This is a genomic window from Bombilactobacillus sp. ESL1197 (assembly GCF_058107145.1).
Genome location: NZ_JBYLTY010000001.1, coordinates 562,521 through 575,053 on the forward strand (window position 1 = coordinate 562,521; position 12,533 = coordinate 575,053).

12 protein-coding genes are annotated in these 12,533 nt (G+C 39.2%); 8 read left to right on the forward strand and 4 right to left on the reverse strand.

Annotation, left to right across the window (positions count from 1 at the left end; translation table 11 throughout):
• Nucleotides 1–71: 71 nt before the first annotated feature.
• Entirely contained in the window at nucleotides 72–986 is a 915-nt protein-coding gene (locus AC3B6B_RS02310; protein WP_489757099.1) for an L-lactate dehydrogenase, read from the reverse strand.
• A 324-nt stretch (nucleotides 987–1,310) separates the two neighbouring features.
• On the opposite strand from AC3B6B_RS02310, the gene purR reads away from it, so the two are divergent.
• From purR to AC3B6B_RS02325, 3 genes are all read left to right on the forward strand, one after another.
• Nucleotides 1,311–2,156, forward strand: coding sequence for a pur operon repressor (purR, locus tag AC3B6B_RS02315; protein ID WP_489757100.1), 846 nt, complete (start codon nucleotides 1,311–1,313; stop codon nucleotides 2,154–2,156).
• Between the two features lie 70 nt (nucleotides 2,157–2,226).
• Complete coding sequence (gene glmU, locus AC3B6B_RS02320) at nucleotides 2,227–3,618, forward strand: bifunctional UDP-N-acetylglucosamine diphosphorylase/glucosamine-1-phosphate N-acetyltransferase GlmU (protein ID WP_489757101.1); 1,392 nt, start codon at nucleotides 2,227–2,229, stop codon at nucleotides 3,616–3,618.
• Between the two features lie 26 nt (nucleotides 3,619–3,644).
• Nucleotides 3,645–4,619, forward strand: coding sequence for a ribose-phosphate diphosphokinase (locus AC3B6B_RS02325; protein WP_489757102.1), 975 nt, complete (start codon nucleotides 3,645–3,647; stop codon nucleotides 4,617–4,619).
• Nucleotides 4,620–4,827: 208 nt separating this feature from the next.
• Here the strand turns inward: AC3B6B_RS02325 and mscL are convergent, their stop codons facing one another.
• The 3 genes from mscL to AC3B6B_RS02340 form a co-directional block, all read right to left on the reverse strand.
• Nucleotides 4,828–5,202 carry a large conductance mechanosensitive channel protein MscL gene (gene mscL / locus AC3B6B_RS02330; protein ID WP_489757103.1) on the reverse strand — a complete coding sequence of 125 codons (375 nt, stop codon included), beginning with the start codon at nucleotides 5,200–5,202 and terminating at the stop codon, nucleotides 4,828–4,830.
• 142 nt (nucleotides 5,203–5,344) lie between these two features.
• Entirely contained in the window at nucleotides 5,345–6,685 is a 1,341-nt protein-coding gene (locus AC3B6B_RS02335; RefSeq protein WP_489757104.1) for an HD domain-containing protein, read from the reverse strand.
• Nucleotides 6,678–7,496 carry a lipoate--protein ligase family protein gene (locus AC3B6B_RS02340; RefSeq protein ID WP_489757105.1) on the reverse strand — a complete coding sequence of 273 codons (819 nt, stop codon included), beginning with the start codon at nucleotides 7,494–7,496 and terminating at the stop codon, nucleotides 6,678–6,680. The genes AC3B6B_RS02335 and AC3B6B_RS02340 overlap by 8 nt, the downstream gene beginning before the upstream one ends.
• A gap of 65 nt (nucleotides 7,497–7,561) precedes the next feature.
• Here AC3B6B_RS02340 and AC3B6B_RS02345 point away from each other — a divergent pair, with 65 nt between their 5' ends.
• From AC3B6B_RS02345 to AC3B6B_RS02365, 5 genes are all read left to right on the forward strand, one after another.
• Nucleotides 7,562–7,996 carry a YwiB family protein gene (locus AC3B6B_RS02345; RefSeq protein ID WP_489757106.1) on the forward strand — a complete coding sequence of 145 codons (435 nt, stop codon included), beginning with the start codon at nucleotides 7,562–7,564 and terminating at the stop codon, nucleotides 7,994–7,996.
• 287 nt (nucleotides 7,997–8,283) lie between these two features.
• Nucleotides 8,284–8,826 (forward strand): DNA-directed RNA polymerase subunit delta, encoded by a 543-nt coding sequence (rpoE, locus tag AC3B6B_RS02350; RefSeq protein WP_489757703.1) that lies wholly within the window; start codon nucleotides 8,284–8,286, stop codon nucleotides 8,824–8,826.
• A gap of 238 nt (nucleotides 8,827–9,064) precedes the next feature.
• The gene (pyrG, locus tag AC3B6B_RS02355) at nucleotides 9,065–10,678 is read left to right on the forward strand and encodes a CTP synthase (RefSeq protein WP_489757107.1); all 1,614 of its coding nucleotides are present in this window, start codon (nucleotides 9,065–9,067) and stop codon (nucleotides 10,676–10,678) included.
• A gap of 153 nt (nucleotides 10,679–10,831) precedes the next feature.
• The gene (gene murA / locus AC3B6B_RS02360; protein ID WP_489757108.1) at nucleotides 10,832–12,100 is read left to right on the forward strand and encodes a UDP-N-acetylglucosamine 1-carboxyvinyltransferase; all 1,269 of its coding nucleotides are present in this window, start codon (nucleotides 10,832–10,834) and stop codon (nucleotides 12,098–12,100) included.
• Nucleotides 12,101–12,211: 111 nt separating this feature from the next.
• Nucleotides 12,212–12,460 (forward strand): type B 50S ribosomal protein L31, encoded by a 249-nt coding sequence (locus AC3B6B_RS02365; protein WP_489757109.1) that lies wholly within the window; start codon nucleotides 12,212–12,214, stop codon nucleotides 12,458–12,460.
• The last annotated feature ends 73 nt before the right edge of the window (nucleotides 12,461–12,533 follow it).

Sequence of the window (12,533 nt, forward strand, 5' to 3'; positions counted from 1 at the left end):
AATGCCCGTCAACTTTTTCCAGTTGTACGAACATTATTTGAGTAAATTTTGTGATCTGATCGAATTATTGGTCAGTTGGCACCCTGTGATTTCTCGCGAATAGTTGCCGCGGAACTTTCTAATTGTGCTTGCTCTTGGGGAGTAAGTTGCAGCTCAATGGTTTTGATTACGCCATCGCGCCCCACAATCGCCGGATATGACATGTAAGTGTGATATTTGTCTTGATAACTAGAAATAGGTAATTCACTTTTGGCATCACTTAAAATGGTTTTAATAAGACGAACCGCTGCCGCTGTGACGCCATAATTAGTATAATGCTTACCCTGGAAAACAGTCGCACCACCGAATTTAATGGTCTCATTAAGGTCAGCCAATTTCCAAGGGGCATTTTGAGCTAAGTCAACAATCGGTTGTTCTAAAACTTTGACAGTTGACCAAGCTGTAAATTGAGAATTGCCATGCTCACCTAAGGTGAACCCTTGAACAGAACGGGGATCAACATCGAACTTTTGGGCCACGACTTTTTTCATGCGCGCAGTGTCTAATAGTGTGCCGGTGCCCAGCACGTGCTTTTTAGGCAAACCAGTTAATTCTTGGTATAAACTGGTTACTGCATCAACAGGATTAGAAATGACAATTAAAATCCCGTCAAAGCCACTGTTTTTAATAGCATCGGTGATTGGTTGCAATTGTTCTTTATTGTACTTTAATTCTGCAAAGCGATCACCTTTGGCGGTCAATGAAATCTTTCCTAAGGTGCTGACAATGATTTGAGCATTTTTTAAAGCGGCATAGTCATTAACCGTGATATTCACATGATGGTCAAGGTTAGCCATGGAATCTTCAAAATCTATTTTATCCGCGTTAACTTTAGCTTCATTGGTATCAATTAAGACTAAATCATTAACTAAGCCAGTAATCACTAAATGATGCGCTAGAGTGTCACCAACATGACCATCACCGATAATTCCAATTTTCACTGACATAATAAATTACTCCTTTTGAATTAGATAGATGATTGAGTACTAGGCAAAATTTTAATAAGTTTCGCCAAAGAGCAGGTACCTAAGCACTATCAGATTGAAGTGGGGGATGACAAGCTGGTGCTTTAGCAATACTTGTGATCGGTTACACCCACCTTTTCCATTATAGATGTTTGGCAATAATTATTGGTAATTAATTTGGTAAAGTTGTGCCAAATTTTTATCAAGAGATGAATCATTGGTGTCTGCTAAAATGTACTTTGTTTCAAAATGTTCGGTTTCTCGGTATAATATTAATAAAAATAGAATTTAAGTAGGTAATATTTCATGAAAATTCGTCGTAGTGAACGTTTAATTGATATTACGCATTATTTAGAGCAACGACCATATCAGTTAGTTCCGCTGACTTTTTTTGCGCAAAGGTATCATTCGGCCAAATCTTCCTTGAGCGAAGATATGACGATTATTAAGCAAGCCTTTTTGCACGCACATATCGGCTTAGTAGAAACAGTGCCGGGAGCCGGTGGTGGAGTTATTTTTACACCCGGAATTGATCAAGCGACAGCTCAAAAATATTTAACAGAATTAAAAGAGCAGTTAGCTGATGCCCAGCGGATTTTACCTGGCGGCTATTTATATTTGTCAGATCTCTTGGGGAATCCGACAATTTTGGATAAAATAGGTCAATTAATTGCGACGCAGTATGCGAAGCAAGACATTGATGCCATTATGACGATGGCCACCAAGGGCATTCCGATTGCCCAAAGTGTTGCTGAATACTTAAATGTGCCGTTTGTGATTGTTCGCCGCGAGTCCAAGATTACAGAAGGCCCGACTTTAAGCGTTAACTACACAGCTGGTTCCTCCGATTATGTGGAGAAAATGGAATTATCAAAACGTAGCTTAGCGGCAGGATCGAAAGTCTTGGCGGTTGATGATTTTATGAAGGGTGGCGGAACGGTGTTAGGCATGGAAAATTTGATTCAAGAATTTTCCGGTCAGTTGATCGGAGTAACTGTTTTAGTTGAAGTTCGAGAACCAACCATGGTTAAGACACAGGCAACTTCCTTATTCCAAATTCAACCGTTAGCACATCAAGATCAACAAGTGCAAATTTCGTTAGGCAACTATTTAGAACGAACGGACTTCAGTCGCTTTGAAACAAAAGATTGAGTGCTCTAAAACAATAATGTATGATTGTATAGGTAAAGATTTATAAATTTAGTGAAGTGAAGGAATTTTCATGTCTGAACGTTTTACGGTAATTTTGGCTGCTGGTAAGGGCACAAGAATGAAGTCCCAACTTTATAAAGTGTTGCATCCAGTTTGTGGACGGGCCATGGTCGACCATGTGCTAACGCAAGTCGAGCAAATTCATCCCAGCCAGATTGTCACGGTCGTGGGTTTTGGTTCTCAACAAGTTCAAGAACTATTACAAGAACGTACATCTTATGCTTTGCAAAAAGAACAGTTAGGCACTGCTCATGCAGTTTTGCAAGCTGAGGAATTATTGGGAACTAAAAAAGGTACAACCTTAATTATTAGTGGTGATACACCTTTATTTACTGCTGCTACTTTAGAAAAGTTGTTTGCTTTTCATGAACAAAATCAAGCTGGGGCCACAGTGTTAACGGCCCAAGCCCCGGATCCTTTTGGTTATGGTCGGGTAATTCGGGATCAAAATGATCAAGTTTTACGGATTGTAGAACAAAAAGATGCAACGGTTACAGAACAAAAGGTGCAAGAGATTAATACTGGTGTTTATTGTTTTGATAACCAACAATTATTTACTTATTTGCATCAAGTGAATAATGATAATGCTCAAGGTGAATATTATTTGCCAGACGTTATTGGGATGATGCAAGCTGATCACAAGCGAGTGTTAGCGTACCAGATGGCTGATTTTTCAGAGTCCTTAGGCGTTAATGATCGCGTGGCATTGGCCCAAGCTACTAAGTTAATGCAGCTGCGGATTAACCAAAAATTAATGCGTTCGGGAGTGACGCTAATGGCTCCTGAACAAACTGCGATTGATGTTGATGTCCAAATTGGTCCGGATACTACCATTGAAGGCGGTGTGGTCATCAAAGGCCAGACGAAGATTGGTCAAAACTGCCATATTACGAGTGGCTCCAGAATTGTTGATTCAACGATTGGTGACGGCGTAACAATTACTAGTTCTACTTTGCAAGAAGCAACGATGGCAGATCAGAGTGATATTGGACCACATTCGCATCTCAGACCCCAAGCACATATTGGTCAACAAGCGCATGTTGGTAATTTTTGTGAAGTCAAAAAGGCAACTTTGGGAGCCCGCTCTAAGATGGGGCATCTGAGTTATTTAGGCGATGCCACTGTTGGCAGTGATGTTAACATTGGTTGTGGCGTGGTTTTCGTAAACTATGATGGTGTCCAGAAATGGTCCACTGAGGTAGGCGATCATGCCTTCATTGGTAGTAATTCGAATTTAGTGGCACCATTAAAGGTGGCCGATCATGCGTTTATCGCTGCTGGTTCCACGATTACCAAGGACGTGGCCTATCACGATTTAGCTTTAGGGCGTGCTCGGCAAGTTAATAAAGCTAATTACTGGTCGCATTTGCCAGTAGCTGATGATCAAAGTTGGAATGATTAATTGATTAAAAGAAAGTTGAGAAAATAATGTCTACACTGAGAGCTAATAGTCCCATGAAAATCTTTGCGTTGAATTCTAATAAACCTTTAGCAGAAAAGATTGCTAAAGAAGTCGGAGTACCATTAGGTAAGTCTTCGGTCAAACGTTTCAGTGATGGAGAAATTCAAATTAATATTGAAGAAAGTATCCGGGGTTCTGAAATTTTTATTATTCAATCAACCTCCGCACCAGTCAATGATAATTTGATGGAATTATTAATCATGATTGATGCTTTACGCCGCGCTTCAGCAGCGATGATTAATGTGGTCATTCCTTATTATGGCTATGCCCGTCAAGATCGCAAAGCGCGGGCGCGAGAACCAATTACCTCTAAATTGGTGGCTAATATGTTACAAACTGCGGGGGCTGATCGGATCTTAGCTTTAGATTTACATGCCGTCCAAATTCAAGGCTTTTTTGATATTCCTGTTGATCATTTAATGGGGGCACCATTATTAGCTGACTATTTCTTAGAAAAGGGTCTTGATCAAGATGCTGTCGTTGTTTCACCCGATCATGGTGGCGTAGTGCGGGCTCGGAAATTAGCCGAATTTTTAAAAGCACCGATTGCGATTATTGATAAGCGCCGTCCGCGACCAAATGTATCCGAAGTGATGAATATCATCGGTGATGTGAAAGACAAACGGTGTATCATTATTGATGATATGATCGATACGGCCGGAACAATTTCGTTAGCGGCCCAAGCGTTAATGAATGCGGGTGCGAAGGAAGTCTACGCTTCTTGTACTCATGCAGTGTTGTCAGGTCCGGCAATTAGTCGTTTAGAAGAGTCACCAATTAAGCAAGTGATTGTAACGGACTCTATTCAATTGCCTGAAGAAAAGAAAATTGATAAAATGGTCCAAATTTCGGTGGCACCATTGATGGGTGAAGCCATTAAGCGGATTTATGACAATGCGCCAGTTAGTCCATTATTTAAAACTAGATTTAAACGACACTAGTCACTAACCTAGGGCTGGTGAACAAGGTATTAATTAAGGTAGCTACGTGCTTTACTTTTCTAGAATAGTAGTTTAACTGGAATAAATATCTGAATTCCAGTTCTTTTGACATAATGTTGGTAACAAAAAAGCTATGACCACGGTTTGTTCTTGATTACTCAAGAAACAACTGTTGCCATAGCTTTTTAAATGTTATCACTTATTTAGTTTAAGAATGATTTTGCTTTTGTAAAAGATCACGAATTTCTTGTAAGTACTGGACTGATAATGCATCATTACTCGGCTGTTCTGGTTCTGCTTGAGCGTGTGGTTTTTCTAACGCGTTTAATCCTTTGACAATTAAAAAAACGACAAAGGAAATAATCAAGAATTCAATGACTGCATTTAAAAAATCACCCACGCGAAACATTCCCAATTTGATAGACGATAAATCAATTTTTCCTAAAAACAATCCAATAAAAGGATTCAGGATGTATTTAGTTAAGGCGCTGACAATTTTATTGAAAGCTCCGCCCACAATTACCCCTACGGCTAAGTCCACGACACTACCGCGTGCAATAAATTCTTTAAATTCTTTTAACATGAACACCAAACTCCTCTTTGCCAAAAGTAGGGTCACAACTAATAATTCAAAGTTAAGATGAGCGTATTGAAGTGGTTTTTGAATAGCAAACCGTCTTTATGATCCCAACTTTTTGTTAAGTAAACCCTCTTCTTAATCATAGCTAATCTTGCAAAGAATTGTTACGAATATGACTTTGAAATTCGCTTAATGCGGCTTTAAAGGTGGAACTTTGCGGATCAGCGAGCATTTCTTTAGGAAAATAGAACCGATGATCGCCACTGACACGACCGCTGAGCGCCTTGACAATGGGACTGACTGTTGAGAGTTCTTGTAAAGTGCCATCAGGCTGCATTAATTCAATCTGAGTTTTGGGTTCTTTAGAAGACGGGTCATATAAATCATAGGGCAAATCAAAACTGTTGTTAACCGCAGTATAAAAGTTAGGATCAAAACCAGCCGCTTCAACGAGAGCTTGCATTTTGGCAATTAATGGTGTTTGTTGTTCGGTAAAGGTAATTGATTTAAAAGGAATCCGATCGAGAAAGTGGTGCGCTAAATTCCGTAAAATTGCATCCGGGTGCTCCCGCCATAAATTAAAGTAGGTGTTGAGAGCATCGTCATCTAAGCGGACATAATCTTGAACGCTTATCTGATTTTCAAAGAATGGAATGAGTAAACTGGGCGTTTCTAAACCAACGAGTTGGTTATTCTCATAGAGAAATTTAGCTCGGTGTAACAATTTAGTCAGCACGACTTCCATCCCCCGAGAAACCGGGTGAAAATAAACTTGTTGATACATCTGAAAACGCGAGACAATGTAATCTTCAATGGCGTGCATGCCCCCAATGTCAAAGGCAATTCCGTTTTGGTAAGGACGAATGACCCGCATAATGCGCGTTAAATCAAACATGCCATATTGGGTACCAGTAAAGTAAGCATCCCGCAATAAGTAATCCATGCGGTCAGCATCAATTTGACTAGAAATCATTTGGACCACCTGGGCGTTGGGGTAGGTTTTGGCAATTACGCTGGCGACTTGTGCGGGAAACTCCGGACTAACTTGACGCAAGACTTGATTAACCTGAGTTTGTGGTGAAGTAATAATCTGTTGGGTCCATTGTTCGTGATCAGTATGAAAGATATGTTCAAATGTGTGAGAATAAGGTCCGTGTCCGATATCATGCAATAAAGCAGCACATAAAGCCACTAGGCGCTCGTGATCATCCCATAAACCATCACCAGGATGTTGGGTGGGATAATTTTGTTGAAAAGAATCACAAATTAAACGCGTAACTTCGTAAACGCCAACACAATGTGTGAAACGTGAATGTTCAGCACCATGAAAAGTAAATGAGGTGGTTCCTAATTGTTTGACACGGCGCAAGCGTTGAAATTCTGGGGTATTGATTAAATCTAAAATAATGCGATAAGGGACGTGAATATAGTTATGAACTGGATCGCGTAAAACTTTTTCGCGGGGTAAAAAATCAATTTTATTCATGTAGACTCTCCTTGATGATATGATTTAAACGTTGTTGTTGTTCTAATTTGGCATTCATAGTAGCAGTATAATTTGGCAATTGTTGCAGCTGGGCGGGAGTAATATCTGAAATTGTAAATTGTTGTTGACAAACTTGCAATAATTGGTGTTTAAACAGCATGACACTCAGCTCGTTAGCTGTCAAAGCTGCTAATGTGTTCATTGTCTGTGGATCAACATCTGGATAAACATCGTTGTGTTCTTGATTAGCTAATTGATAAAATTGCTGAATAATTTGCCCACGCTTGAACTGGTCACCGTTGATTGAAATATAGGCCATAATGGCTAAACTTTGGTGTTGGCGCCGTTGAGCAATACCGGCAAATTTTTGATGATTAATGACTAAATCAAAATTACCTGGACAGTAAGAATTTTTAACCTCGTAATGTGTTAGGTTGATGTTTGGCAAGCAACCTTGAATTAAGTCCAACATTAATTCATAGCCTTGATCAATTGAGAATTTCTCTGCATTGGGCAATAGTAAACTAATATTTAAGACACCAGGATCGCTCACAACTGCTAAACCACCAGAGTTGCGAATGATTAAGTGATAATTTTGTTGATTTAAGTAACGCAAACCATTCGCAAAATGATCCAAATGTTTATCGCGTAAACCACAAATCACTGTCGGACTAGTTTGCCAAAATTGGAGCAAGGGCTGCTGAATTGTTTGGCAGTAATCTAAGAGATAATCAGTCTCTGGAAAAATAGTTTGAATTTGCGTCGGTGTTTGATAATTGACATCATAAATTAATAATTTTTTTTCTAGCATAATTTTCCTCACAATTTAATAAATAGCTTATAATAAGTACAGTCAAATAAAACGAGGTGAATAATGTGGAACGAACTGCTCAAGATATTCAAGTGCAATTAAAAACGCAGGTTATACAAGAAGGGCAAGTTCATAATTATCGGGTTGATCAAACCGGACAAGCGGTGATTATGGGTGATAAACTATATATTCGTTACCAGGAATCACCAAAAGAACAAGAAAATATTAAGGTGATTGTTAAAATTGCCACCAATAATCAAATCACGATTAAGCGCCAAACGGGTGAACACTTAACCACGAATATGATGTTCGACCAACAAAATGATCAAGCTTTTAATTATATGACAGAGTATGGTCAAATTCCGTTAGTATCACATACTAACCAGTTGCAAGTGGCAGTGTCGAAAATGCCGTTATCGGGTAGTGTGCACTTAGATTATTCACTGCATTCAGGAACTAATTTGGTGGGAGATTACAAGTTACAATTGATTTTTAGTTAAGTAATCTGTAATATTAGAACTAGACTGTTGAAAGAGGTTGGAACCAAAGTTGCTCACGAGTTGAGCATTCTATAACAGATAGTCGTTTGAAGTTTTGGACCTTCCTGGTGCAATTGGCAGGAATGAAGAGGTAGTTCAGGACTTTTTGAAACGTTATTGACAAGCGGTGTTTTTAATTGTCTCAATTATAAACATCCTCTTTTGGTTCCATCCACGTTGAAAGGACGTGTACGTAGTTGGCTTTAGAACTCAAACAATTCGATGGCGAAGACAAAAAAGATTTGTCCATGATCGAAGTAGCGCACGCAATCTTGGAACAAAAAGGCTCAGTGCTCCCCTTTGCGGATATTGTGAATGAAATCCAGCAATTCATGGGTAAAAGTGATAGCGAGATTCGTGAACGGTTACCGCAATTTTATACAGATTTAAATGATGACGGCGGCTTTATTTCTTTAGGTGAAAATGTCTGGGGACTACGTACGTGGTATCCTTATGATTCTGTTGATGAAGAAGTCAACCATCCTGAAGATGCAGATAATGTTAAAGCACCGACGTTAAAACGCGTTAACGCTTTCTTGGATGATGAAGACGATGACGATGATGTCATTGACTATGATGACGATACCGTCGACACAGGTGATGATGACGAGGAAGACTCTAATGATCACACGCCAGATTTATCGAAGTTTTCACATCAAGATCTAACTTTTGGCAATACGGATGATAGTGACATCGATGACGATCCGACTGATGATTTGCAGGATGGTATTGAAGGCGATCTGAGTGAGTTTTCTGATGAAGACGATGACGATGATTCTGATGCTGAATAAGCACAGTCATTATAACATAGCCTAAATCTAATTTGACAAGATATTTAATTCATTGTAAAATACCGCTTGGGCACTTTACAATGTGCAATAAAGGCTCTCTGTTCTTATAGAATAGGGAGCTTTTTTAGTTTTGAATGGAAGCTGATTGACAAAGAGACTTCTGCTTTTGTTTCTGGCTTTCGTTTAAGGTTTAAATCATTAATCTTTCCCTCAATTAATTTTCAAAGGAGTAAATTGAATGACCAAATATATTTTTGTCACTGGTGGTGTTGTTTCGTCTTTAGGCAAAGGGATCGTCGCTTCATCTTTGGGACGTTTGTTAAAAAATCGTGGCTTGAAGGTGACTTTACAAAAGTTTGACCCGTATCTCAACGTTGATCCAGGAACGATGAGTCCATATCAACACGGAGAAGTTTTTGTCACAGATGATGGTGCGGAAACTGATTTGGATTTAGGTCATTATGAACGCTTCATTGATAATGATTTGAACAAATATTCCAACGTCACAACTGGAAAATTGTACGCCGAAATTCTACGCAAAGAACGTAAAGGTGAGTACAATGGGGCTACCGTCCAAGTGATTCCACACGTAACGAATATGATTAAAGAAAAGATTATGCGGGCTGCTACAACCACGGATTCAGATGTGATCATTACAGAGGTTGGGGGCACAGTCGGCGATATTGAATCTTTACCTTATTTAGAAGCTTTACGCCAAATGAAATCCGAAGTAGGTTCGGAAAATGTAGTTTATATTCATACAACGTTGGTTCCTTATTTACGCGCCGCTGATGAAATGAAAACTAAGCCGACACAGCATAGTGTCAAGGAATTACGGGGCTTGGGTATTCAGCCTAATATTTTGGTTGTGCGGACAGAAAAGCCAATTTCACAAGGAATGCGCAATAAAATTGCTTCATTTTGCGATGTTGATCCTGAAGCCGTGGTGGAATCAATGGATGTACCAACACTTTATTCAGTACCTTTGAATTTACAAAAACAAAATCTGGACCAAATTGTCTGTGATTACTTGCATTTAGATGTCCCACAAGCTGATATGAGTGAATGGAAGAAGCTAGAACAGCGGGTATTGAACTTGAAGCATCAGACTAAAATTGCTTTGGTGGGTAAATACGTTGGTTTAAAGGATGCTTACATTTCCATTAATGAAGCTTTGAAACATGCTGGCTTTTGTTTTGACACCGATATTGACGTCGTGCGGATTAGCGCGGAAGAAGTAACCAAAGATAATGTTGCTGAAAAATTAGCAGGTGTCGATGGGTTAATTGTTCCTGGTGGGTTTGGTACCCGTGGTTTGGAAGGAATGATTCAAGCAATCCAGTATGCCCGTGAAAATGACTTGCCATTTTTGGGAATTTGCTTGGGTATGCAAATGGCTAGCATTGAATATGCTCGTAATGTGGCTGGAGTTAAAGATGCTACTAGTGGTGAAGTTGACGAAAATGCGCCGCATAAAGTCATTGATTTAATGGCGGATCAAAAAGACGTGGAAGATATCGGTGGAACTTTACGATTAGGTTTATACCCTTGCAAGTTAAAACCGAATACCTTAACAGCCCAGGCTTATGCCGGCCAAAGTGTTATTCAAGAGCGTCATCGTCATCGTTATGAATTTAATAATGATTATCGAGAATTATTACAAGATAAAGGTTTAGTTATGTCTGGGGTTTCGCCAGATAATCATTTAGTAGAAATTATTGAATTGCCGAAGAATAAATTCTTTGTGGGGACACAATATCATCCAGAATTTCTGTCGCGTCCGAACCGTCCAGAACCAATTTTTAAAGAATTTATGAAAGCTGCTAGCAACTTGTCCGAAATAGACTTTTAAAGACCAATAATAGGTGTACTTTGCGTACAGTTTATATTATTATTTTATAGTGGGATTTATTATTATTGATAACTGACCATCACTATCTCGTGTATTATAAAATAATGATAATAATCTATTGAGGCAACGACTAACAAAGAAGGATTGAAAATTATGGCAGAAATGGTTATTCATGGGGGAAAAAGACTTTCCGGATCAGTCACTATTGGTGGCTCTAAAAATAGTACAGTAGCAATTATTCCCGCGACCATTTTGTCAGATACGCCGGTCGTTTTAGATTCTGTACCGCAAATTAGGGATGTTTATAACTTAATGGATCTATTACAGGAAATGGGCGTTAAATCACAGTTTAAAGATGAAGTTTTAAAAGTTGATCCAACTGCGATTTTTCCGATTTCTTTATCACATAGTAAAGTTAATAGTTTACGTGCATCTTATTATTTTATTGGTTCTTTATTAGGACGATTTGGCAAGGCAGTGGTTGGTTTTCCTGGTGGGGATGACATTGGTCCGCGACCGATTGATCAACATATTAAAGGCTTTAAGGCTTTAGGCGCGCAAGTATCTGAAAAAGATCATTGTATTGTCGTTGAAGCGCCTGAAGGTTTACATGGAGCCCGGATTTTCTTGGATATGGCTTCAGTGGGAGCCACTATTAATATTATTTTGGCTGCTGTCAGAGCACAGGGAACGACCATCATTGAAAATGCTGCTAAAGAGCCTGAAATCATTGATTTGGCAACATTTTTGAATAATATGGGTGCCAAAATTCGGGGTGTGGGTACACAAACTATTCGTATTACGGGTGTGCAAAGTTTACGCGCCACTAATGCGCACACGATTATTCCCGATCGGATTGAAGCCGGAACTTATTTATCCATTGCAGCGTCAATGGGTGACGGTATTTTAATCAAAAATATTATTGCGGAACATTTAGATGCTTTTTTGGCTAAAGTTCAAGAATTAGGTGTCCATATTGATGTTCGCGAGGATAGTATTTTTGTCTATCCAAACAGTCAATTGAGTGGGGTGGAAATCAAGACCAGTCCTTATCCGGGCTTTGCCACTGATTTACAACAACCCTTGACTCCTTTATTGTTCCGTGCCGATAGTAAAAGCACGATTATTGATACCCTTTATCCGAAGCGGACACGCCACGTCCCCGAATTAATCAAAATGGGTGCGAATATTAAAGTTGTCGAAGGCAAAATTGAAGTAACGCATACTGATGATTTAATTGGCGCTGAAGTAACTGCAGAAGAAATTCGTGGTGGTGCTAGTTTGATGGTGGCGGGACTGATGGCTTCAGGCACGACAGTCATTCATCAAGCTGAAAATATCATGCGGGGTTATGACCGAATCATTACGAAATTACGTAATTTACGCGCTGATGTTTCTTATAATGGAAAACAAGAATTTTAATATCGGACAGCCAGCTGGTTGCGTCCTTATTTGTTTAGTGCTATCATAACAAGTTGTTAGTCAAATTAATCTCTAGATCAGCAAATGGTCTAGGGCCAAGGAGTGTCAATTATGAAAAAAGGAATCCATCCTGATTACCATGAAGTTGTTTTTATGGACTCAGCAACGGGTAAGAAGTTTTTAGCTGGTTCAACAGTTCAATCAAATGAAACTACCGATTATGAGGGTAAAGAATATCCTTTGATTCGGGTTGAAATTACTTCTGATTCTCATCCATTCTACACTGGTAAGCAAAAGTTTACACAAGCCGATGGTCGAATCGATCGTTTCAACAAGAAGTATGGCTTGACAGAAAAATAATTGTTTTACTAAAAAAACGTCCTCAATTACGAGGACGTTTTTTATTGGCCAATATTTTCGGCTAAGAATTAGT

Coding starts and splice junctions, on each gene's coding strand:
- AC3B6B_RS02310 (WP_489757099.1), bottom strand. CDS start 986: ATGTCAGTGAAAATTGGAATTATCGGTGATGGTCATGTTGGTGACACT.
- purR (WP_489757100.1), top strand. CDS start 1,311: ATGAAAATTCGTCGTAGTGAACGTTTAATTGATATTACGCATTATTTA.
- glmU (WP_489757101.1), top strand. CDS start 2,227: ATGTCTGAACGTTTTACGGTAATTTTGGCTGCTGGTAAGGGCACAAGA.
- AC3B6B_RS02325 (WP_489757102.1), top strand. CDS start 3,645: ATGTCTACACTGAGAGCTAATAGTCCCATGAAAATCTTTGCGTTGAAT.
- mscL (WP_489757103.1), bottom strand. CDS start 5,202: ATGTTAAAAGAATTTAAAGAATTTATTGCACGCGGTAGTGTCGTGGAC.
- AC3B6B_RS02335 (WP_489757104.1), bottom strand. CDS start 6,685: ATGAATAAAATTGATTTTTTACCCCGCGAAAAAGTTTTACGCGATCCA.
- AC3B6B_RS02340 (WP_489757105.1), bottom strand. CDS start 7,496: ATGCTAGAAAAAAAATTATTAATTTATGATGTCAATTATCAAACACCG.
- rpoE (WP_489757703.1), top strand. CDS start 8,284: ATGATCGAAGTAGCGCACGCAATCTTGGAACAAAAAGGCTCAGTGCTC.
- pyrG (WP_489757107.1), top strand. CDS start 9,065: ATGACCAAATATATTTTTGTCACTGGTGGTGTTGTTTCGTCTTTAGGC.
- murA (WP_489757108.1), top strand. CDS start 10,832: ATGGCAGAAATGGTTATTCATGGGGGAAAAAGACTTTCCGGATCAGTC.
- AC3B6B_RS02365 (WP_489757109.1), top strand. CDS start 12,212: ATGAAAAAAGGAATCCATCCTGATTACCATGAAGTTGTTTTTATGGAC.